21 protein-coding genes and 3 pseudogenes are annotated in these 21,912 nt (G+C 40.4%); 21 read left to right on the plus strand and 3 right to left on the minus strand.

From position 1 onward, the window contains the following. The first annotated feature begins 224 nt into the window (after nt 1-224). From DP73_RS23330 to DP73_RS04230, 10 genes are all read left to right on the plus strand, one after another. Complete coding sequence (locus DP73_RS23330; protein ID WP_165574380.1) at nt 225-368, plus strand: hypothetical protein; 144 nt, start codon at nt 225-227, stop codon at nt 366-368. A 141-nt stretch (nt 369-509) separates the two neighbouring features. Beyond that, entirely contained in the window at nt 510-935 is a 426-nt protein-coding gene (locus tag DP73_RS04190; protein ID WP_034597706.1) for a rhodanese-like domain-containing protein, read from the plus strand. Nucleotides 936-1,290: 355 nt separating this feature from the next. Next, complete coding sequence (locus DP73_RS04195) at nt 1,291-2,226, plus strand: ATP-binding cassette domain-containing protein (RefSeq protein ID WP_034597707.1); 936 nt, start codon at nt 1,291-1,293, stop codon at nt 2,224-2,226. Next, nucleotides 2,201-3,394, plus strand: coding sequence for an ABC transporter permease (locus DP73_RS04200; RefSeq protein WP_034597709.1), 1,194 nt, complete (start codon nt 2,201-2,203; stop codon nt 3,392-3,394). Before DP73_RS04195 ends, DP73_RS04200 begins: the two co-directional genes overlap by 26 nt. A gap of 263 nt (nt 3,395-3,657) precedes the next feature. Beyond that, on the plus strand, nt 3,658-4,047 hold the full coding sequence (locus DP73_RS04205; protein WP_034597748.1) for an HIT family protein: 390 nt from the start codon (nt 3,658-3,660) through the stop codon (nt 4,045-4,047). Nucleotides 4,048-4,202: 155 nt separating this feature from the next. Continuing rightward, entirely contained in the window at nt 4,203-4,505 is a 303-nt protein-coding gene (locus DP73_RS04210; RefSeq protein WP_052090391.1) for a nucleotidyltransferase domain-containing protein, read from the plus strand. Between the two features lie 168 nt (nt 4,506-4,673). Continuing rightward, on the plus strand, nt 4,674-5,633 hold the full coding sequence (locus tag DP73_RS04215; protein WP_034597710.1) for a hypothetical protein: 960 nt from the start codon (nt 4,674-4,676) through the stop codon (nt 5,631-5,633). Nucleotides 5,634-6,299: 666 nt separating this feature from the next. After that, nucleotides 6,300-7,961, plus strand: coding sequence for a methyl-accepting chemotaxis protein (locus DP73_RS04220; protein WP_034597712.1), 1,662 nt, complete (start codon nt 6,300-6,302; stop codon nt 7,959-7,961). Between the two features lie 259 nt (nt 7,962-8,220). Further along, nucleotides 8,221-8,832, plus strand: a complete 612-nt coding sequence (locus DP73_RS04225; RefSeq protein ID WP_034597715.1) for a 3'-5' exonuclease — start codon at nt 8,221-8,223, stop codon at nt 8,830-8,832. Between the two features lie 53 nt (nt 8,833-8,885). Further along, nucleotides 8,886-9,980, plus strand: coding sequence for a plasmid pRiA4b ORF-3 family protein (locus DP73_RS04230; RefSeq protein WP_034597717.1), 1,095 nt, complete (start codon nt 8,886-8,888; stop codon nt 9,978-9,980). 149 nt (nt 9,981-10,129) lie between these two features. Here DP73_RS04230 and DP73_RS04235 read toward each other — a convergent pair whose 3' ends face one another. Continuing rightward, a complete protein-coding gene (locus tag DP73_RS04235; RefSeq protein WP_034597719.1) occupies nt 10,130-10,348 on the minus strand; it encodes a hypothetical protein in 219 nt (72 codons plus the stop codon). 353 nt (nt 10,349-10,701) lie between these two features. On the opposite strand from DP73_RS04235, the gene DP73_RS04240 reads away from it, so the two are divergent. Continuing rightward, entirely contained in the window at nt 10,702-11,007 is a 306-nt protein-coding gene (locus DP73_RS04240; protein ID WP_034597720.1) for a helix-turn-helix transcriptional regulator, read from the plus strand. 351 nt (nt 11,008-11,358) lie between these two features. Here the strand turns inward: DP73_RS04240 and DP73_RS04245 are convergent, their stop codons facing one another. Next, entirely contained in the window at nt 11,359-11,727 is a 369-nt protein-coding gene (locus tag DP73_RS04245) for a helix-turn-helix domain-containing protein (protein WP_034597721.1), read from the minus strand. Between the two features lie 180 nt (nt 11,728-11,907). On the opposite strand from DP73_RS04245, the gene DP73_RS04250 reads away from it, so the two are divergent. The 3 genes and pseudogenes from DP73_RS04250 to DP73_RS04260 all read left to right on the plus strand — a co-directional run bounded on the left by DP73_RS04250 (nt 11,908) and on the right by DP73_RS04260 (nt 14,472). Then, nucleotides 11,908-12,576, plus strand: a complete 669-nt coding sequence (locus tag DP73_RS04250) for a flavodoxin family protein (RefSeq protein WP_034597723.1) — start codon at nt 11,908-11,910, stop codon at nt 12,574-12,576. Nucleotides 12,577-12,707: 131 nt separating this feature from the next. Beyond that, complete coding sequence (locus DP73_RS04255; RefSeq protein ID WP_034597751.1) at nt 12,708-13,523, plus strand: nitroreductase family protein; 816 nt, start codon at nt 12,708-12,710, stop codon at nt 13,521-13,523. Between the two features lie 578 nt (nt 13,524-14,101). Next, nucleotides 14,102-14,472 (plus strand): annotated as a pseudogene (locus DP73_RS04260) (HIT family protein). 64 nt (nt 14,473-14,536) lie between these two features. On the opposite strand, the pseudogene DP73_RS22355 reads toward DP73_RS04260, so the two are convergent. Then, nucleotides 14,537-14,785, minus strand: a pseudogene (locus DP73_RS22355) (transposase); the annotation flags it as partial. A 113-nt stretch (nt 14,786-14,898) separates the two neighbouring features. Between DP73_RS22355 and DP73_RS04265 the strand changes: the two are divergent. The 7 genes and pseudogenes from DP73_RS04265 to DP73_RS04290 all read left to right on the plus strand — a co-directional run bounded on the left by DP73_RS04265 (nt 14,899) and on the right by DP73_RS04290 (nt 21,905). Next, nucleotides 14,899-15,699 carry a 4Fe-4S binding protein gene (locus DP73_RS04265; protein WP_052090393.1) on the plus strand — a complete coding sequence of 267 codons (801 nt, stop codon included), beginning with the start codon at nt 14,899-14,901 and terminating at the stop codon, nt 15,697-15,699. A gap of 348 nt (nt 15,700-16,047) precedes the next feature. Then, on the plus strand, nt 16,048-16,713 hold the full coding sequence (locus DP73_RS23820) for a DUF429 domain-containing protein (protein WP_242865691.1): 666 nt from the start codon (nt 16,048-16,050) through the stop codon (nt 16,711-16,713). 62 nt (nt 16,714-16,775) lie between these two features. Next, complete coding sequence (locus DP73_RS23825) at nt 16,776-17,234, plus strand: nucleoside triphosphate pyrophosphohydrolase (RefSeq protein WP_242865692.1); 459 nt, start codon at nt 16,776-16,778, stop codon at nt 17,232-17,234. A gap of 14 nt (nt 17,235-17,248) precedes the next feature. Then, nucleotides 17,249-17,914: pseudogene (locus tag DP73_RS04280) on the plus strand (DEAD/DEAH box helicase family protein); the annotation flags it as partial. A gap of 613 nt (nt 17,915-18,527) precedes the next feature. Further along, a complete protein-coding gene (locus DP73_RS23335) occupies nt 18,528-18,704 on the plus strand; it encodes a hypothetical protein (RefSeq protein WP_165574382.1) in 177 nt (58 codons plus the stop codon). Between the two features lie 279 nt (nt 18,705-18,983). Beyond that, nucleotides 18,984-20,150, plus strand: a complete 1,167-nt coding sequence (locus DP73_RS04285; RefSeq protein ID WP_034597725.1) for a hypothetical protein — start codon at nt 18,984-18,986, stop codon at nt 20,148-20,150. Nucleotides 20,151-20,165: 15 nt separating this feature from the next. Next, nucleotides 20,166-21,905 carry an ATP-binding protein gene (locus DP73_RS04290; protein WP_034597727.1) on the plus strand — a complete coding sequence of 580 codons (1,740 nt, stop codon included), beginning with the start codon at nt 20,166-20,168 and terminating at the stop codon, nt 21,903-21,905. Nucleotides 21,906-21,912 lie beyond the last annotated feature (7 nt).

Consider the following 21,912-nt stretch of genomic DNA (forward strand, 5'->3'; position numbering starts at 1 on the left):
AAGCCATCGTCCTAAAAATAGATTTCATCAAAATCACCCATAACCATTATAAACAAATAGAAGGGGTAAAATCACCCCTTCTAAGCCACTTTCAAAACTTTGCTTTGTTATATGTCTATCCCTTTCGATTCATCCTCTTTCGTAGAGGCAGCCAACTTTTCTAATTGTCAGAGATAATCTCAGCCAGGCGGATTTTAATGCCTGACTCTAGGAAATAGAAGCCCATGCCTCGGGAAAGCTCGGCATTAGATCGGCCAATAATATCTTTAGCGATCCGGGATTGGGATGATGACAGTTTGAATGTGATGGTCGTCGAAGAAGGGAAGTATCGAGATAGATGTCTGGCGGTGGGACGAATGGGGATTTAGTTTACCTGCTGAAGGACAGCATTGCGAGATATATCCTTAAGTATTCCAACAATTGGATAGCAGGATGATTTTCTTTACTAAACGAAGTGAGTTAAACTAATAGTGAAAAAGGCAACTATAAAGATTGAGGAGAAAACTAACTTGAAAAAAATCATCCAGATATTCACCGTTTTAGTTTTTGTAAGTTTCCTAAGCTTGGCAGGGTGTTCACCAGTACAATCTGAATCTGACAAGAATCCTGCCTATCAAACTATTACCAGTGAAACTGCCAAGAAACGTTTAGACAATGAAAATGGTATCATTCTGCTGGATGTAAGGTCTGAAGCCGAATACGCAGAGAAGCATATCCCCGGAAGTTTGTTAATCCCCGTTGAGACTATCGAGACACAGGCAACGGAAAAGCTTAAAGACAAGGATGCAGCCATATTCGTTTATTGTCGAAGCGGAAATCGAAGCGCTATTGCCGCTCAGGCACTCGCCAATATGAATTATACCAATGTCTATGATTTAGGCGGTATCAATAGCTGGCCATATGAAACGGAAACGACTCCCAGTACCATCAAATGAAGCTTGAAAGGGCACCAATCAGAGTTTTTAATCTGATTGGTGCCCTTTGCTAGCTTTTGAAATATTTGGTGATTGATGGAAGGAAATGCGTGAAGTTCGGCGAAAACGAAAATATATGACAAATGTTGTCTCTGAGGCCAGAATCGCCTGAGGGATGAATTCATATCTAATTAGGAGTTAGACAAGCCCTGATAAGTCATGGAATGATGACTCATAGGGTATAACTAAACCAGTTCTTAATGTTAAACGCAAACAACGTCATGCCCTCATGGAATTTGCCTTAGGAGTGGAAAGGATTAAGCGCTTTGTAAGTCGCGTAGGTGCCCAAGAACTTTACTAAGCTAGGAGTGCATAAATGAACAACACTTTAGACGTCAAAAACATCAACAAAACCTATGATGGGGTAAAAGTGATCAACGATATTTCCTTTGCAGTTAAAGCGGGGGAAATCATGGGTATTATGGGTCCTAATGGGGCCGGCAAGACGACTACGATTAGAATGATCATGGGAATTACTGCTCCCGATCAAGGCGAACTACATTTCTTCTTAAATGGAGAGAGCAGAAACCGAATTCCTCAAGCCAGTGTTGGATATCTACCTGAGGAAAGGGGTCTTTATAAAGAAGCCAAGGTAATGGAGATTTTACTGTTTTTATCTGGCCTAAAAGGTTTAGATAAAGTCATAGCAAGAAAGAGAATCATGGAATGGTTAGAAAAATTTCAATTGGCCGACAAAGCGAACTCTAAAGTTCAACAGCTTTCCAAGGGCATGGCTCAAAAGGTCCAGTTTATCGCCTCCGTACTGCACCAACCTGCTCTGGTTGTCTTAGATGAGCCCTTTTCTGGCTTAGATCCCGTAAGTCAGGATGTTTTCAAACAGGAAATTCGTCAGTTGGCGGATCAGGGCATGGCCATCTTGATATCCAGTCATCAAATGAATTTAGTCGAAGAAATCTGTAATCGAATATTTATCATCAACAAAGGGGAAAAGGTATTATATGGCCCTCTTCAAGATATCAAGGCCCAGTATGGCAGTTATCAGGTAAACATAATTGCCGAACAGGAGATTCCCGAATTAACCCGATCCCCCTTGGTTCAGAGTTTTCAGAGGCTGGGAAAGAAATGGTCCTTAGTATTAAAGGATAATACTGCACCGGCCCAATTTTTGGCCACTATACCACCGGAATCACCCATCGATGAACTCTCTGTGGCTAGGATCTCCTTACATGATATCTTCGTAAGAATTGCCAAAGGAGGGTCCTCGGATGAAATTAACTTGGAAAATCGCTAAATGGGAATTTACGAGAAATTTTACGAACAAGCAATTCTTGATTGGCCTATTACTGACCCCTATCATTATGCTTCTCTTTGCCGGCGTGCCCCAATTGATCTCTAAGTTAGATAAACCTCAACAGGAAGTCTTTTATGTCATTGATGAAATCTCTGAGTTCGGGCAATTAGTGGAAGCTGCAACGGATACAAATCTTAAGTTTGTGCAGTATCAGGGGGAACTAGCAGAATTAGATGAATTAGTCTTGGAAGAAGAAGCCACGGGATATTTTATCTTGAACCAAGCCTTTCTAAAAACAGGCCAAGTTCAAGTTCACACTGCTGAAAAAAAAGTCATGTTTAAGGAATTACAAGGTTTATTAAGTAATTTATTACAAGGACTAAGGGTTCAAGAAATAGGAATAAAACAAGAGCAGGTCGCCTACTTAACCTCACCGGCCCTTCTGTCATCAGTGCATATTGGTGGTGAGAGCAACGGAGATCAATCCAACCGCATTGGTGTATCAATAGCCCTAGCAGGAATCGTCCTGTTTTTGATTTTCACCTCAGGTGCCATGCTTTTGCAAAGTGCCTTACAAGAAAAACAAGATCGAATGGCAGAGATCATCCTTTCCTCGGTAAGCTCGGATAACTTAATGCAAGGTAAGATTATCGGTCACTTTCTCTTGGGAATTTCCCAACTGGTGCTTTGGCTTTCTATTGGATTGCCGGCAGCTTGGTATTTTATGGATATACCCGTCTGGGCTATGATTTCTCTGGGTCAATTACCAATCTTGATATTCTTTGCCTTAACGGGTTATCTGCTATTTGCTGCGCTTTTTGTGGGGATTGGTTCAACTATGACGGATATGCAAAGTGCCAGCAATACCCAAGGCATGGTCTTTATGTTACCCATGCTAGGATTTATATTTGTTGGTCCGGTGATTTCGAACCCTAATGGTCTAGCGGCTCAAATAGGTACATTCTTCCCTTTAACCAGTCCGACCATTACTATACTGCGACTTGGTTTAGCGGAGGTTCCTACCTGGGAACTTGTTGTTGCGGCAATAATCTTATTATTTACGACATTATTGGTGATTAAAGCTGCCGCAAAATTATTTCGAGTAGGGATGCTAATGTATGGAAAAACAGCCAGTGTAGCCGAGATGTGGAAATGGATGCGATATTAAGTCATTGGCTACTATTAAGAAGGATGCAGAATGGGCCGAAGCAAAAAAGAAATGCAGGCTTAACGAAGAAACCTTGAAAATGGCTAAAGAGATGGGTTTAAATCCCAGAAGTTTAATAAAAAACATACCTACTAAAAGTGAACAGTGGAAGGCTCCTGTAAGTGTCTGGATCCGGGAAATGTATGAAAAACGACAAGAAAAGGGACTTCGGAAAAAAACCCGCAAGAGAGAAAATCACACCTTTAGGAAAGAAGGGGAGGAAAATAGGTGAATGTATTTTTTGCAAGCTCCCAGAGATAGCTATCCTTGTCCAGAACGATCTAGCCCTGGCCTTTTTTGATAAGTTCCCAGTTAATGAAGGGCATGTTCTGATTATTCCCAAGAGGCATGTCGTAAGCTTCTTTGACCTAACGGAAGAAGAAGTTCTGGGCACCTGGAGATTAGTTCAGGAAGTAAAAGATTTGTTAGATAGCCGCTTCCATCCCGTCGCCTACAATGTGGGGGTTAACGTGGGAGCAGCTGCAGGACAGAGCGTTTTTCACGCGCATATTCATGTTATTCCCCGTTATGAGGGGGATGTCTCAAATCCCCTGGGCGGAGTGCGGAATGTTAAGAAGAGTATCGTTCCATATGCTGGGGATGGGGAGAAGTAGATAAGAGCAAAGCAAAGTACTCCGAGCTATTTGACGGAGTACTTTGCCTTGCAGAAGATCACCGATTCGTTTTAAACTTCCAGGCTAAGTATTATGGGCATTGGCTGAACAGTTAAACAAAAAGTCTTAGATAATGACAAGAGGATGTGATCTGAATGCCTGGGCAAAATCATCAGATATCTGAATTAGAAAGTATTATGCTTCGAAATAATTTATTTAAGAAATTCAAATCGAGCAAATTGGGAGTATTCGGTTCTACGGCAAGAGGAGAAATGTCTAATGACATAGACATCCTCATTGAGGACAATGTTGATTACCGATCACTGTCAGTCTTTAGAGATGAGCTCCAAAAACTTACAAATAAGCGCATAGATATTGTAATTGAAAAGTATGCCTATCCCATAGTATTAAATAAGTACGGAAGTGCTGCCTTAATTTTAAGGAATTCGGAAAACTGACAATGTCAGTTTTTTTTATACTGAATTAAACCTCGAGAGACAACAGGGGATAGGGTCATGTCTCCTTGCTATCTGAGCCCATATTTGGATCTATTTACCAAACAATGAATAGAGTAAATTCCTAGTCCTAAGCGAATTATTCCTTAAAGGAGCGTAAGGAGGATGAGTTTGAAAAAAATAGTTGTAATAATATCTACTCTTTCGGTTCTATTAATGGGTTGCAGCACACAATCAATTTCTAAGGATAAAGCCGTTGTTATACCCATCTCAGAAGAAATTCAGGAAGAGCCAAAACCAGAATCAAGTATACCAAGTGAGCCCACAACGAATAACTTGACTGTTAAAAGTACTGATAAGCAGTCAAGTGTAAATTCAGAACCAAACCAGACTAAAGCTCCAGTAGCACAGCCCACAAAAAAACCACAAAAAAGTGGAGACCAGGTGTTAGGAGCAACTGATCCAAATGTTTCAGAAGTACCTGATTGGTTCAACATTGAAGCCCCATCAACTTATAGTGTTCATCCCAAGAAAAATCTTATAATCAAGTGGAATGGAAGCTCACCTAACTTTTTCTTATATATCCGAGATATGTCCAATGTGGAAATGAAGAGTATCTTTTCGGCTTATGTAGGCAATGTAAATAGTTATACCATCCCTGCGAATCTTCTTACTGAAGGTCACAAATATGGAATTTCACTTTATGCTACAAGTGGTACAAACAGAAGTGATCCAAATTATAAACAGCTTAGTTCAAGTAATATGGAACAGGTATTATACGGGAGATCTGTTACAATTCATACCTTGACTCCACCCGTTGTAACATCTCCCCAAAACGCTTCTGAACTTCCGAAAGCGGACGTGATCTTAAAATGGGTGAAGACCGGCTGGGTCGATAATAGAAACCTACCAATAGTCAGATACAAGATCGAAGTGGCAGACTCAACGGACAATAACCCAATATTCTATGAAGAGACTTCTGAAGACAGTGTTAAAATAGAAGGGTCTATACTGATTTCAGGTCATTCGTATAGCGTAAAAGTAACAGCACTAATTCAGCCATACATTTACGAAGAAACCGCAATAACAGATAATACTAAATCAACCATAATAACCTTTAAAGTGAAATAAGAGTGTAGTGGAGCGAAACTATAGGATATTTATACTCAGTTTCATCGTATTGGCTGAATGTTTTGGATCACCTTAGTCCGGAGGGCAAGCCCTCTATGCGTCAGGACATAGAAGCAACTGTTATATCGGAATCGGGATTGCGGATAGTCTAAACGGAAAAGTTTTTGTGCAAATGAATATTGGAGAGCAAAGCAAAGTACTCCGAGCTATTTGACTGGGCCCGGAGTACTTTGCTTTGCTAAGATCACCGATGTAAAATGTAAAATCCCAGACCAATCTGGGAGTATTAAGATTAAGATCATTCTATTAAAATATGCTTCATCCGATTTTATCCATGAGTTGTTAGATGAGTGTGACTTTTTTCACAGTAAAAATATCACAACTATCACGATACATCTTTTAATTTTGATCTAAACTTAACTTATCACCAGAGAAATAATATATATAGGAAGGAAAACAAGAAATGAGGATAGTTGGATTACAATAACATCAAGTTTTAGCTTGCTGATAAAGTAGTAGATACCGTTGAATCTGGACCCAATTGTGGTTAAGGTTGCTCAAAGGTAGTACATAGTGGCGCTTTTTCCTTCGATTAACTATGAGTCGTTTGGAGGCTTTACATTAGCCGTAAAAACAATGGATGATAATGCAGGATGATGTGAAGGGATGATAAAATTGAAACTCAAGACTAAACTGTTATTAGTGTTTTCTATTATGGTTTTTCTATCAATTGCAACCGTTGGATTGAATTTAATCACCTACAAATCATTAGACAGTGATGCTGTCTTTGTAAACAGCGCCGGAAAATTGAGAGCAAACAGCTACAGAATGGCATTCCTTTCAGAACGAATTATTATTGGTGGAGTTGATCAACAAACAAAGAGTAAAGAGTTACTGGAAAGGGTTGCGTTCTTTGATAACTTGATTAAGTCATTGATCAATGGGGATGAATCTCTTGGACTAAAGAAACTAGAACAGCCAGAAATGCTGGAAAAATTGCAAGCCATTGAAGGCAAATGGAGTAATCAATACAAAACTGCCTATGAAGTGATAGCCAGGGATGGAAGTAAACAAGGACTAAGTAGTATTGAGGATTCAGTGGATAGCTTTGTAGCTGAAGTTGACCAACTTGTTGGTGCATATTCGACCCTATCCCAGAGTAAAGTAACCAATGCAAAAGTTATTAGCAATATTATGCTCTTAATCACGGTTTTCTTCGGAATATTTGGTGTGATTATGGTTAGGGCACAAGTAATACGTCCGATTGAACGTCTATCCATGGAAATGAAAGGTATTTCTTCTGGAAACGGTGATTTAACGACGATGATCAAAATTGTAAGACAGGATGAACTTGGTGAATTGATCCTGCATTTCAACAACTTCTTAGCTAGCATTAGGGAGATAGTCATTAAGATATCAAAGTCCTCCGATGTGCTTAGTAACTCGATGCAGGGTATTTCCGGAACTAGCTATGAACTGTCAAAGTCCACAGAAATGATTGCCAATGCCGTAATGGAAGTTTCTAACGGCAGCGTAGAGCAAACTGAAATGATAGGCAGTCTCAATGCTTTGGTGGAACAGATGAATGATGATGTGGGAAAGGTGCTTTATAAGGCTGAGAAGCTGCTTCAGGGTTCGGCAAGTTCTAAAGCTTCTGCGGGAGAAGGAAATCAACTTCTGGAGCTTCAATCAAGAGACTTAACGAAAGTTGTTTCGAGCTTAGCAGATGCAAATACATCAGTAAAAAGGCTTGAAGGCTATTCCAATGATATTAAAGGTATTTTGGAGATAATCAATAACATATCTAGTCAAACTAATTTACTGGCGTTAAATGCCGCAATAGAGGCGGCTCGTGCGGGTGAGTCCGGAAGAGGATTCGCGGTAGTTGCAGGAGAAATAAGAAAACTAGCAGAGGGTACAAGTCAAGCTACAGTACAAATATCCGAAATTATAACCAATATCACCGGTCAAACAGTCATGGTAAGAGATAACATGGCACAAATGGCTGAGAGTATTGAAAGTCAGTCTCAAAGCATGGATGTTGTGATGAGTAAATTAAGTGAAATAGTTAACAAAGCTGAAACTACTTATATAGATGCCAAAGAAATTGAGTCCATTAATTTGTCAGTCAAAAAACAATTCGGAACAATTGCAAGTTCGGCAAGTAAGATTTCCGAAGTTGTGACGAATAACTCCAGCAACACACAAAACGTTGCGGCTGCGGTACAAGAACAGACAGCTTCTTTCCAAGAGGTAAGTGCGAATATGAGTGCATTGAATGATCTTTCGAGTGATCTTAAGCTTGTCGTTGGTCGTTTCAAAATTTGATAATGGTTATTGGGCACAGAGGAATGGTTCAATCTGCTGGGCTGGCGTGCTTGCAACACGTCAGTCCTTTTGTTTGCCTGCTTTTCTTAGGTTCTCTTTAAGTCTTTAATTAACATTTTGTAAGAATAGCAATAACTGCAGCAGGGTTTAGCGGAAAAAAGCAGAAATAATGTATGAGTAAAGAGTGCTAGAAACTGTGCAAAAGACAATTTTCTGATTGGCTTGCTCAAAGAATGCAGAGAAATGGGAGGAACGTTCAATGAGAGCCGTGTGTATAGATTTTGAAACTGCGAACGGATTTATTGGCAGCGCCTGCTCGGTTGGAATTGCAGTTCTAGAAGAAGGACAGATTGTCGATACTAACTATTGGCTGATAAAACCACATCCCCGGTATAGTTACTTTGACCCTTTGAATGTCTCAATCCATGGAATTAAAGCGCAAGATGTAAAAGATGCTCCGGAATTCGATTTCATTTATGGGCAGATTAGCCCTCTATTTGATAATGCTTATGTTATTGCGCACAACGCTTCCTTTGATATGTCGGTGTTGCGTCATGTTTTGGACTTATATGAAATCCCATATCCTGAAATAGACTATTTATGTACCTATAAAACGGCACTTAAGACGTGGAGTGGCTTAGATAACTATAAACTTGATACGGTTTGCAGATTTCTAAACCATGATTTTGCCCATCATAACGCCTTAGAAGATGCCATTGCCTGTGGCAATGTCCTATTATCAGCCTTATCTGCCAGGGGAGTGACCACAATAAAAGAGCTCGCGGCTCTTGTGGGAATGAGGCTTGGTAAATTGTACGCAGGAGGATATAACCCGTGCAGCGTAGCGAAGCGAACATCTAAAAAGGCTTAGAATCTCGTCTTAATTAGATATAGGATTAAGTTCTTGGACTTAGGAGGAAAAAAATGCAAATATGCTGTACAAAAAAACTATATGACGAAATGGGAATAGTGCCCGGAAAAGGAACTGAAGAAAACGATTTATTTTGTTGGAGCGTGCATTTAATCACGGTGAAGCGCAGAAAGACACTTGTCGCAGTCAATGACAGCAATCGCTATGGATTTGTTCTGCATGGTTTGAAAGCCAAGGATTTCAAACACATCAATGAGTTACTTGTCCAAGGAATTAGAAATTGTTTGCGAGACGAGAAAATAAAGAGCGAAATCATCGAAAGATATTTGAAAGCAGCTGGAGAGTTTGTATTTTCAAAGACAAGAGGTGCTAAATATGTCGCTCGCCTCAATAAAGCCTGTGAACGGGTAAACATATTTGATGATCGCTTAGAAACAAAGGAACTTTATCAGACTAATGTTGCCCAAAGGATGAATGATGACCTCATGAAAATCCCCCAGGAATCTGATTATACATTCCCACACGCCCTTTTATACAGAGATTTCAAGCGTTTTGCCGGGGAAGAAATCGTTAAGTGTGAGGCAGTCGATATAATGGTCAAGCTGAATTTAGATCGCCACACAGCCTGGAGACGAGTTATTACTCCTGTAGATATTACGTTCAAACAGCTTCATATCATATTACAAGCTGTATTTGGTTGGAAAAGTTATCATTTGTATGATTTTAATATTTTTGATGAGGCAAGTAAGTGCGTTTTAAAGGTGATTAGTGAATTTGAAGAAGTTTTTGAACCAAGGCCGGACTGCCCCATGCGATTAGATTCAGAGGTTAACTTCTCTCAATATGCCCGGCAGCCTTATAAAATAATGTATTGCTATGATTACGGCGACAACTGGGAGCACGAAATTACCATTCGAGGGACAAATACTGAATATAATAAAACCTATCCGGTTTGCTTAATGGGGGAAGGTAATGCACCACCGGAAGATGTGGGGGGCATTCCCGGATACTTGGAATTTTTAAAAATCATGGCAGATCCGGACCATGCTGACTATAAAACGATGCAGAAGTGGGCTCAGAGCCAATGGTATAGAAACTTTGATATGCAATTAATCAATAAAAGGTTAGAAACTATCTTGCGTGTATAGTGATGTTAGTTGAGAACTGCCCGGATCGGCGATGAGACAAAGGCGTACCAATGACTAATTACTTTAAAGGTATATCATAGATTCTAAATATCCACGAAGCAAAGCATGTCCGGAATGACAACGTTGTCGTTTCTGGGGCATGCTTATTTCTAATGATCTGATGTAATCTCAACAAGACGGATTTTAATACCTAACTCCAGGAAATAGAAGCCCATACCTCGGGAAAGCTCTGAGTTAGCCCCCCTTGCCTGCATATATGCGACTCCCAGTTTCCATAAATCTTGGGAGCTATGTTCGGCTAAAAACGAATAGCGCTTTCGGACATATTCATAGCCAATCTCAAAATCACTGAGGTCTTGTCTAGACATCGTTTTCCTCCGGCTTTTCAGGGTATTGTTCTCCGATCAGTTCGGCAATACTAACACCGAGAGCTGCAGCGAGTTAGTTAACGTTTGAATTGAGCCTGTAGAAAGACCATTTTAGATTATATTTATCATGCTTCATCGATATCAACTAAGTCAGCAAGTTGTTTTGAGTCATTTTTAGTGTCGTTCATATCTTTATATTTCTGTTTATTAGTATTTTTCAATAATACTACTAGTTAAAAGAATATAGAATTATATTCTAGTTGTCAATAGAAAAAGATGAATTAAACTCATGATATTTACATTTGCGCGATTCAGATATAATTGAACATGAATTATATTCAGGATGTGATGAAATGAATTACGGACAGCGAATAAAGTTCTTTCGTAATACAGTTGGAATTTCAGCCAATGCTTTAGCGAAGAAAGTTGGACTGGATCCGACTACAATTTATAAAATTGAAGCCAACGATTCTAAACCCTCTCTTGGTTCCCTCGAAAGCATATGCGCTGCTCTCAGCATTAGTCTTGCGGAATTCTTCACTGAAGAAGAACAGGTCTTAGGACCGGAAATCCAACGATTACTGGGTACTGCGAAAAAGCTTTCACCAGAACAAATCGACTATCTTCAGAAGTTACTGGAATCGCTTAGTAAAGATTGATTTTTGGACTTTTAGGGTACCTATAGGGTACCCTTTTATTGTTTAATCTATCAAGAGTAGTCGGCGGAACATGCTTACGGTCGTCCATTGCGTAAAACTCGTAAATTTTAGTTCCTCCAAAGAAAAAAGATGTCGACGATTTCAAAGCGTCGGCATCTTATAGAATTTCACTCATCCTGCGGCTGCTTAGGAAACTAAATTTTTACCTGATTGGTAAGGGCACTGGTGATATTGGCTTTACCCTCTGTAAAGTCAAATTTCATGACCTGCCCCACCAGTCTGTCGCAAAGGGCTTTAAACTGTCCGGGTACATGACCTGAATAGCTTCTCGTTATGCAGGCTTCTAAATGCTTAAGAGTCCCCCGGTTCGGTTTCCTGTGCCATTTCGCAATTAATTTCCAGCTGCTTGTTTACCCACTCATCAAGATTCTTTAAGATAGGAAGCAAACTTTTGCCGTTGTCCGTTAAGGAATATTCCACCCTAGGCGGCATTTCCAGGTATTGAACGCGCTTGATTATTTTGTAATGCTCTAATTCCTGCAGGCAGTTACTTAGGGACATATTTGTAATTCCGGCTAATTCTCGTTTTAACTCATTAAAACGCAGGACGTCTTTTTTGCTTAAGGTACATAGTATGGGCAATTTCCATTTGCTGCCGAGTACTTGCAACAAATATTGAACAGGGGTAGTTAACGGCTTATCACTTCGGTTATTTCCCATCTATCGAACCCCTTTAGTAAATAAAATATACTTAGTAAAAAATAATATACTTAGTCAAAATAATTTGCGTACTTGTATAGTTTTGACCAAGTATTATAATTATAGCATGAATTAAGGTAACGAAAATAGCTGTACAAAATGTGATTTTAAAAGTTAAGCAGTATTTAAAAATTCAAAATCATTGAAGGAGAGAACTATAGTAAGATTATTGCTCTTAACGGCAGTCCGCGAAAAACCTGGAATACAGCAACCTTGCTGAACAAAGCTCTTGAAGGGGCTGCTTCCCAAGGAGCTGAAACTGAATTGATTCATCTCAATGATTTGAATTTCAAAGGGTGCATCAGCTGCTTTGCGTGTAAACGAAAAGACGGGCAGCATGGAAAATGTGCCATGAAAGATGATTTAGCAGAGATACTGAAAAAATTAGAAACAGTTGATGGGATTATTTTTGGTTCACCGATTTACTATATGAGCATTACAGCCAGTATGAGGGCACTTTTAGAGCGATTCTTGTTTTCTCATAGCATCTATAATCCGGAAATACCAACAGTGTATCCCAGGAAAATCCCAGCCGGGTTTATCTATACTATGAACGCATCAGAAAAACAAATCGAGCAATTTGGGCTTAAACAAAGTTTAAATTTACATGAAATGATGATTGCCAAAACCATTGGAAATCCTCTTACAACTCTATACAGCTATGATACTTATCAATTTTCTGATTATGAAAACTATGAATCATCGATGTTCTCTGAAGAGGCTAAAGCAAAACAGAAAGTTGAACAATTTCCCCTTGACTGCCAAAGAGCGTTGGAAATGGGAATCAAGCTGGCATCCACTGAGATTTAACAACAGGGGGACTCACCAAATTACTCAGGATGAAAGGGAGACAAGAGCTTCCACATCAATATATCGGTAAGCATATGAAGAATTTGCATAAGTCCGGAAAAGAGAGAAGTAGGAGTGATGAATGTATGAGTATGGATCTGATTCAAGTTAGCCAGGAAAAATGTATCCGCTGTGGAATCTGTGCGGAAATCTGTCCCACTGGAAGTATCATGATCGAAAACCAAATGCCCCAGGCCACAGAAAGGAATTGTATTGCCTGTGGACACTGCGTAGCTGTGTGTCCTGTGGCGGCAATAGATAACCTGAAGGCACCGCTGGTCAAACAGTTGCCCCTTGAAAATGTACCTGTCCTTGACGCTGACACTGCAGCCCGCTTTCTCCGCTCCCGACGGTCTATTCGCCGCTACAAAGAAAATCCCGTACCCCGGGAAAAAATAGTGCAGCTCCTCGATATGGCGCGTTTGGCCCCAAGCGGAGGCAACACTCAGGGGGTTGCTTATCTCGTCATTTATAACGCTGAAATACTTGGCAAAATAACGGCTGCTACAGTTGATTGGATGGAAGAACAATTAAAAAAGGGTTCTGCATGGGCACAGTATTATAGCAGAGTGGTGGAAACTTATCGCCAAACCGGTCAAGATGTGATATTACGAAACGCTCCATGTCTGATTGTGGCTATGACTGCAAAGGACTTTCACCCCCGTGGACGGGATAATACCCATTTTTCCCTGGCCTACGCTGAGCTCTACGCCCCGGCTATTGAATTGGGAACATGTTGGGCGGGATTCTTTGAAGGGTGCGCCGCTGCCAATTATCAGCCCTTGCTGAGTATCTTAAACCTGCCGGAAAACATGGTAGTCACCGGTGGATTGTTAGTAGGTTTTCCAAAGTATACTTATCAACGATTAGTGGACAGAAAACCCTTGCAAGTGTCGTGGTGGGGCTAAAGGGGTGCTTGGTACCAATTAAAATCAAACAACCCTCGCTTTTCAGGCGAGGGTTTTCATAACATTACTGTTTTGTCAGTGCTATCGGTGAGGTTTATTGTTCGGTCATTTCTGGGGATTAATCTATACACTCAGATAAGGAGAACCCCATCCATGAGGGGGCCCTAACCCAGTGGAATCGTCGAGAGTTTCCATCCTTTTGTTGGAAGACTATGCTATAATATTTGCAACAGGTTGTCGAGGGACGGTTAGCCACACCCTTTAGAAGGGGGGTGGTAAGATGATCTCAATGGTTGAGGCTATGTATCTCATGATTGCATTTGCTACACTCATTGTTATGATCTTGAAGAAGAAATAACCGCCCCCGTCCAAGGATTGCGGTTATTTCTTAGTAACTCGTAGTTCCGGCTAACCCTTCGGTTAGACAATCTGCCGGGCTGGCGTGCTTCCAACACGTCAGTCCTTATTAAATATTATATCCATAGATTGTAAACTATGCAACCGGCTCACATATAAAAGGCCTGAAAGAGAGAAGATCACATTGTTAGGAAAGAAGGGGAAGCAAAGTAAATGAATGTATTTTTTGTAATCTCCCAGAGATAGCTATCCTTGTCCAGAACGATCTGGCCCTGGCCTTTTTTTCCCGGTCAATGAAGGACATGTTCTGATTATTCCCAAGAGGCATGTAGTAAGCTTCTTTGACCTAACCGAAGAAGAAGTTCTGGGCACCTGGAGATTAGTTCAGGAAGTAAAAGATTTGTTAGACAGCCGCTTCCATCCCATCGCTTACAATGTGGGGGTTAATGTAGGAGCAGCTGCCGGGCAGAGCGTTTTTCACGCGCATATTCATATTATTCCCCGTTATGAGGGGGATGTCACAAACCCCCTGGGCGGAGTCCGGAATGTTAAGAAGAGTATTGTTCCATATGCCGGGGATGGGGAGAAGTAAAGCATGGCCTAGAATGACAATGTTGTCGTTTCTGGGCCATGCTTATTTTCTAATGATCTGATGAGACATATCTGAGCGTATTCCTTACCTGATGTACAATGCAGCGCTGGTATTCCGTATTAGGAAAAGCCGCCGAAATAGTTTCTTTTATCCCTGTAAGCCCGTCTGCACAGATCAGCATGATATCCTTAACTCCCCGGTTCTTCAGATCGTTCAGAATTCCAAGCCAGTATTTGCCGCTTTCGTTTTCTCCTATCTGCAGGTTTACGACTTCCTTCTTGCCGGACAGTGTGATCGTTGGAGAAAGATTAATAAAAGATTAAAAAACTCTTTTGATATTCTAATCTTTTTTTTATGTAACATTAATTTGCAACAACTATACTGAAATCGGTATGTAAACCAAACCAATTATACGGAGGTCATGTAATGAATATTAATACTAAGAAATTAGCAAAAACGACCATTCCTTTTTTTCTAATAATGTTCTCGGTTGTTTTTAGCTCCCTTATTGAGGCGATTTTCGAAAATGCAGTTCAACTTAGCATTATGGCAGCTCTAATAATATTTATTTTGTTTGCCATTATCTTCAAAAGAAGCTTTTGTGGTTTTTTGTGCATGGTGGGGGCGCTGCAAAGAATTGTTGGATATATAGGATTCAAGATTTTAAAAAAAAGGGTCAAAGTTCCTGCAACACTCGATAAATATCTTAGAGCAGTGAAATACATCATACTTACAGGTTTTGTAGCATTATCCATTGCAAGCGGCAAGTTTCTGCTACAAGTCAGTGTTGACGATGTGTTTGAGCAATATAGCATAATATTGCCTGGATTAGCCTGGATAAGTATTATGTTGATGTTTGTAACAATTATTGGCTCATTTTTTATTGATTATTTCTTCTGCAAATATATCTGCATACAGGGTGCTATCGCCGGAGTTGCAGGTCGGTTTAGCCCCAGTGGTATCGTCCGATGCGAAGATAAGTGCATCAATTGTACGTTATGTACAAAGAAATGTCCCTCAAATCTAGAGGTGCATAAAATGAAGAAGGTAATATCGGCTGAATGTTTTAACTGCCAAAAATGCATTGTTGTATGTCCAAAGAAAGGGGCATTAACTAATAGTTTTGCAGGCAGAAAAATACCGTTAGTTTTGTTTGTAGCAATGGCAGGAATGCTTTACATATTGTTAACCTTTTTAATACCGCTATTTTTAGAGATGGTGCTGTGAGCAGGTGTCGATTCATTTCTTTAACAATTAAGAATTGGTTATACAAATAGCCAATTCTTAATATAGCATAAAAATGATAGAAGCAAAAAGACTCAAACTACGAGGGTTCGAGTCCCTTTGCTTTATTTTAGTTTGGAAAGTTAGGTGAATATAGATGCCAAAAGTTCTGAAGGGCGCCAATCAGATTTAAGACTGACTGGCGCTCCTTAGCATAGTTTTTAAAATATTTGGTGATTGGTGGAAGGAAAAGCAGGAAGTTCGGCGAAAAAGAAAATATACGTCAAATGATGTCCAAAAGACTGTTCGCTTGAAAATTGACTAAAGCCAAAGACTTTGGGGGTTAAATAAATGCGTTATATCGGAATTGACTTAGCATGGACCTATGCCAATGAATCGGGAATTTGTGTGATCGCTGACAATGGAGAAATCGTCTATTGTGAGTCCCAGGTTTTCAGTGATGAAATGATTGCGGACATCGTTGCAGAGCATGCTCAAGAAGGAGCCATCGTAGGGATTGATGCTCCTTTAATCGTGAATAACGAAACAGGTGCCAGATACTGTGACGGAGCTATTATGAGAGAGAAAATACATGGTAAAAATCTGTCCGTTTTCACCTGTAGTAAAAGCTTTATGCTCAACCACTACGGAGTAGTCAGAGGAGAAGAGGTCGTCAAAGCCATTCGAAAGCGGATGCCGGCTTTTGCCCTCACAGGTGACCTAACCAATAAAAAGCACGTGATTATCGAAACTTTTCCCACGGGAATAACCTTAGGCCTTTTTCCCGATGCTTTTCCTGTTAAATATAAAATCAAACATAAAATCAAATTTGAAACAACTAAAACGGAGATGGGCAGTATGGTTAACCTGTTAAAAAGGTTAAGTGATTTCAATCCCCCCGTCCATAATATAGAAGATTTCTTCAATCATTCATTGAGCATTCAAGCTATGTCTAAGAAGGGGTTTAAGAACCTTGAGGACAAGCTGGATGCTTTTTTATACTGTCAGAAAGTATAAACTTGCGTTATATACTTTCTAAGCATAAGTGCAACTAAGGCTGCCACCGCGCCTGCGGCTTGGTGCCAGCCAAGTTTTCTATATGCGCTTACGCCGCTTATTGGCTGGCCAATCATAAAGGGAAGGTTTTCGGTGATGATCAGGATGGGTTTATTACAATTCCAATTATTGACGAGAATGAAGTCCGTGACGGCAAATCAGAGAAGATAAAAGTCTACAATAAACTGATTCGCGATAAGATACCCCAGATCATCGAAGACAGCGGTAAGAAAGCCATTATTGAAAAGGTTTCAGGCCCAGAGTACCTGGACTTATTAAACGCCAAGTTAGGGGAAGAGCTTCAGGAGTATCTTGACAGCCAGAAGGTTGAAGAACTGGCGGATTTAGTTGAAGTAGTCTACGCCATCTTGGATTATAAAGGGGTCTCTCGGCAGGAATTCGAGGATATCAGAAAGCAAAAGGTTGAGGAGAGAGGCGCTTTCCGGAATAAGCTCCTGCTTAAAGAAGTAAGCGATAGTTGAGGGGTTGAAGGGAATTGACAGAAAAGATCAAGCAGAAGGGCAGTTTGGGCAGTGTCGCTGAAGACCTCTTTGTCGAGCTGTTTTGTGATACCTTTGGTCCGGATCAAGCGGAGTATCTCTTTCTTCAGTATCCGGTCACCGATATTTATGGCAATAGACGCTCCATAGATTTTGCCCTGGAAAGTGAAGACTTAAAAATTGCCATTGAGATTGATGGTGAAACTTATCATAACCCCAATAAGGTTTCTTCTAATAAATATTATGATGACCTTACCAAGCAAAACAGCCTGATCTATCATAACTGGAAGATTTACCGCTGGGTATACAATCAATTGAAGCACCAACCTGAAAAGGTCAAGGACGAACTGCGGATATTTGTGGGAGAAATACCTGCCTTTAGAATGCTGGAGGATTATCTGCCTAAACAAAAGGGCAAGGTGATTGAACTTCGTGAGCATCAGCAAGCTGCTTTGGACAGCCTAGAGACCATGCGCGAGCAAGGGGAGAGTATCGCTCTGCTTTATCATGCTACGGGCACCGGAAAAACTGTGACTGCAGTCAGTGACGCCAAACGTCTGGGGAAAAGGACCTTGTTTTTGGCTCATACCAAGGAATTGATAACTCAGGCTAAAGGCACCTTTGAAGAACTTTGGGATCAGGCGGAGACAGGTCTCTATGTAAGAATATCCAATTCGATCGTATGTGGAAGAGGTACGTTCTGCACCTCAAGAGCTGGAGCGGTTGGACCAACGATCACTTACTCGAGCTGTGGAACGCGAAAGCATACCTCGGGATATTGCTCTGATTACGTTCATGCTAAACACTGGCCTTCGTATTAGCGAAGTGGCCGCTTTGGATATTGACTATCTCATTATTGGGGAGCGCTCCGGCAGTCTAAAGGTACGGGGGTAAATTCCGTACTGTCCCCCTTAATAGTGACACACGGTAAGTCCTGAGAGACAACATAAACAGTGGACCAAAAGGACCGTTGTTTTTAAGTCAGCGGGAGAAGTGAACAGGTCGTTTAACAGCTAGTGGAATTAGGCAGGTTATCGGTCAGTACGCTTAACTAGCGAAACTGCCCGAACTACATCCCCATGCCCTTAGGCATACGTTCGCTCAAAATCTCTTAAAAACTGGTGAAGGGTTGGAGATGGCCGCGGAATCTTGGGGCACTAGAGTTTGAATACAACAAGATTATACACTCGGCCGTCCGAGCGGGATAAGTTGAACGCGGTGGAGAAGCTGTCGCTAAGGAATTAAGAAGGAATCGTCAATATCTTAAAAGGGACTATGGGCATTTGTTCAGACTTGGATCTGCTGGGGATTTCGGCTGAAGTAAGTTTGTTAAATAGGAACTCAACTGAAGAATACGTTTCCGCGGACGGTGCACGTGGATATCTGTGTACTGCAATATACGGTAGGGGAAAAGGAAAACAGGTAACGGTTGAGGTTGGGATGAATAAGTAAATGGAATATTCTCCTCATATTAAAGGGCATCTGCTCAATGAAGGCAGGTGCTTTTCTATTTACCATTACTCGACGTATAGACTATAATAAAGGAGGCATTTTACACAAGTTGAATGTATAATTTAGATTTATGTCGAAGGACTGTGGTAATATATATTTTGTCTAAAATTAATACAATTGACAAATTGTTTAGTATTGGTTACCGTTTAAAAATGTAAGTTTTCACTCGACACCTATTCGTAAAAAAATGATAATTATGTCATCATAGGAGGAAAACATATGGCGGATAAAATAATGACTGTCTTGGCGAAGGAAACCGGAGGCAAAAGCTACAAGGCTCACAAATACGGACTTGATCACGCTGAACGCCCATTCATAGAATATGGAGATGATTCAATCATATGGAAAAAGACCGCTGAGACTACTCCTCACCGCAAATATGTTTCTCTTGAAGATTTAAGAAAAAAACTTGCGACAAGGAATGAGCAGTTGCTTACTTATTTTCTTGATGGTTCTCGTAGGGTGTTTAAAGTTGATGACATTGCCTATAAAGTGTCTAATGGCAGAAGTGTAATTTATCCAGTAATCGCTGGACAAATTGGAGTGGGCTGTTGTCGTAGAGTTAATAAGGTAGTCATTCCAGAGAAGTTCAAACGAGAGATAGTACTGTCATTGCCAGATATTGCTGACGCTGACGGAATACCGGGTTTCTTTAATGCAACAGCCAAAAAGCTAAATGAATGTGCAGAGTTAAGACGGGTTGGTATAGAGTTTTCTACGATATTGCCATATAAAACAGCAAAGAATACAGACAAGAAGTTTGAAGATAGGGGAACTGCGTGTATCCAAGACCGGATGATAGAACGTGAAAAAGAACTGGTCGCGGAGCTTGTTCGTGAGGGAAAGTTGAACCAAGATAACTATTTGGTTAAAGATGGCTCGCTTGAATATAGGCCAACCAAAGAGGACAAGGCTGATAAAAGGAAATATCAGATGTTCAAAAATAATTACAGTTGGGTATTAGGGGCCTCAAAGAATTTCAACCCAGAAATATGTTTAGATATTAATGGGAAACCAAACCCTGGATTTATTGCTGACTTACCACTTTATCACCGCACGCCTGTAGCCTGTTTTGTTAGCGATTTTTTAGGTGATGATATCCAGTTTGCGGTGTGGTACATTCGACTTAGGGATAAGAAACGGACTCGAACTCCTTTTGATGGAATATTGAAAGTCGAGAAAATTCTCGTGACACAAGAAGATGTAGACAATGGCATAGATAGTGACCTTGTAGATGTGCTTAGTGCGTACATGATAAACGAACGAAATCCTGTTTGCTATGGTTCAGATTTGCGTTGGGCGAATCACATCTATCCTGTATATCTCACTGAGTCTTTTGTCAAGTCAAAATACCTTAGTACAGAAAGTTTTCTGCATCTATTTTAAGGAGGATTAAAATTAATGGATAGTAAAAATAAACTGATCGGACGTGTACTTGCCACCGAAAAAACACCGACCACAATGGATAAGTTCAACTTCTGGACAAACTCAGATTTGAAGCTTCATGCGTTCGATATAGTTAAAGTTAAACATATTGACAACTCGTTTTCGTTTGGTGTGATTGAAAATATCTCTCATATAACCGACGCCCAGAGCTTTTTAACTAATTTCATCTCCAGCGACTTCGGAGATGTTAATGTAGAAGAGCCAACTTTGCGCGTAGGGATGAATTATGCTGAAGCAGCTATATCATTTAACGATAAAAATCTTTATACGCCTGTTCATAATAACGCTCGAGTATATCTGGCTACAGCTGAAGAAATAACTATGGCATTGGGGCTTGACAAAGTTCAGAACCCTCTTGTTTGCGGTTCCCTGAAAATGTATGAGGGAACCACTGACGAGATTACCTTGCCTGTGAATCTCAATTCGAAATTTATACTGGGTCCCGAGGGCGCACATCTAAATATCTCAGGTATTTCAGGACTTGCATCTAAGACGTCATACGCTATGTTTCTGATGAAAGCTATTCAGGACCATTACATAAAAGCCGATACCGATATGGATACCAATACCTATGATAGTGTTGCTTTTGTTATTTTTAATGTCAAAGGCAAAGATCTTATGGCAATTGATAGACCCAATGACTTTATTGCCGACAAGCCAGGCGAAAAAGAAAGAGTTTTTGCTGACTATGAAACCCTTAAACTTTCGACGGAGCCGTTCAAGAACGTCAAATACTATATTCCGTTTTCAAGCAATACATCAGCAAAAAGAAGCACCTATCTTGGCGCAGATGATGTAAAGGCATATATGGAATATCAACAACTTAAAAAATTCAAATATTCATATGAAGATGATAAGGAAAGCCTTGAAATGTTGTTTGCAGATGTTGATGACCCACAACAAACAATGGAGTCGATAATCAGTAAAATTATTGATGATTTGGACCCTGATTTTGGTGGTGGGCGCGTTGTAACATGGCAAGACTTCAGAGATAAGGTGAATGAGCTTTCGCAAAGGTCGCAACCTTCAACAAAGGGTCAGCAAAGGGTTTCTAATGAAATATCTGTGCTTAGTTGGAGAAAGTTTAAACGTATTATCAACAAAGCAACTAAAAATGATGATATGTTCGCGAATCGTCCAGATCAAAGCAAGCATGAATGCCGTTTAGCGGACGCTTTAAAACACATAAGTAAAAACGAGGTTTGTGTTATTGATGTTGCTAAACTTCCTGAGGACAAACAAGCATTTGTATTTGGAGACGCGGTGCGTACAATTTACAATTTGAAATTGGGTGAATATGACGGCGAGGATGGCGTTAATCCACCATCGAGAATCATTGTATTCATTGACGAACTCAATAAATACGCCTCGAAAGAGACTCCAAAGACATCACCAATTTTGAGGGAAATTCTGGATGTCACCGAACGTGGTCGCTCGCTAGGCGTTGTGCTTTTTGGTGCAGAACAGTTCCGTTCTAATATACATCAGCGAGTCACCGGCAATTGTTCTACTCACGCATATGGTCGAACAAACTCTATTGAAACTGCCACCAAGGATTACGGGAGTTTACCGAGTACATATAAAAACATGTTGACCAGATTAGAACAGGGTGATTATCTAATTCAAAATCCAATTTTCCGCTCCTTGCTGAAAATCAAATTTCCAAAACCGATTTATAAGCAATTCAAGGATTAACAAACAA

This window comes from Desulfosporosinus sp. HMP52, from assembly GCF_000765145.1.
In the GTDB taxonomy this organism is placed as follows: domain Bacteria; phylum Bacillota; class Desulfitobacteriia; order Desulfitobacteriales; family Desulfitobacteriaceae; genus Desulfosporosinus.

Bases quoted from the DNA above. Each gene is read 5' to 3' on its own strand.
- DP73_RS23330 (WP_165574380.1), top strand. From the start codon at position 225: ATGCCTCGGGAAAGCTCGGCATTAGATCGGCCAATAATATCTTTAGCG.
- DP73_RS04195 (WP_034597707.1), top strand. From the start codon at position 1,291: ATGAACAACACTTTAGACGTCAAAAACATCAACAAAACCTATGATGGG.
- DP73_RS04200 (WP_034597709.1), top strand. From the start codon at position 2,201: ATGAAATTAACTTGGAAAATCGCTAAATGGGAATTTACGAGAAATTTT.
- DP73_RS04210 (WP_052090391.1), top strand. From the start codon at position 4,203: ATGCCTGGGCAAAATCATCAGATATCTGAATTAGAAAGTATTATGCTT.
- DP73_RS04220 (WP_034597712.1), top strand. From the start codon at position 6,300: ATGATAAAATTGAAACTCAAGACTAAACTGTTATTAGTGTTTTCTATT.
- DP73_RS04225 (WP_034597715.1), top strand. From the start codon at position 8,221: ATGAGAGCCGTGTGTATAGATTTTGAAACTGCGAACGGATTTATTGGC.
- DP73_RS04230 (WP_034597717.1), top strand. From the start codon at position 8,886: ATGCAAATATGCTGTACAAAAAAACTATATGACGAAATGGGAATAGTG.
- DP73_RS04235 (WP_034597719.1), bottom strand. From the start codon at position 10,348: ATGTCTAGACAAGACCTCAGTGATTTTGAGATTGGCTATGAATATGTC.
- DP73_RS04240 (WP_034597720.1), top strand. From the start codon at position 10,702: ATGAATTACGGACAGCGAATAAAGTTCTTTCGTAATACAGTTGGAATT.
- DP73_RS04245 (WP_034597721.1), bottom strand. From the start codon at position 11,727: ATGGGAAATAACCGAAGTGATAAGCCGTTAACTACCCCTGTTCAATAT.
- DP73_RS04255 (WP_034597751.1), top strand. From the start codon at position 12,708: ATGGATCTGATTCAAGTTAGCCAGGAAAAATGTATCCGCTGTGGAATC.
- DP73_RS04265 (WP_052090393.1), top strand. From the start codon at position 14,899: ATGAATATTAATACTAAGAAATTAGCAAAAACGACCATTCCTTTTTTT.
- DP73_RS23820 (WP_242865691.1), top strand. From the start codon at position 16,048: ATGCGTTATATCGGAATTGACTTAGCATGGACCTATGCCAATGAATCG.
- DP73_RS23335 (WP_165574382.1), top strand. From the start codon at position 18,528: ATGGGCATTTGTTCAGACTTGGATCTGCTGGGGATTTCGGCTGAAGTA.
- DP73_RS04285 (WP_034597725.1), top strand. From the start codon at position 18,984: ATGGCGGATAAAATAATGACTGTCTTGGCGAAGGAAACCGGAGGCAAA.
- DP73_RS04290 (WP_034597727.1), top strand. From the start codon at position 20,166: ATGGATAGTAAAAATAAACTGATCGGACGTGTACTTGCCACCGAAAAA.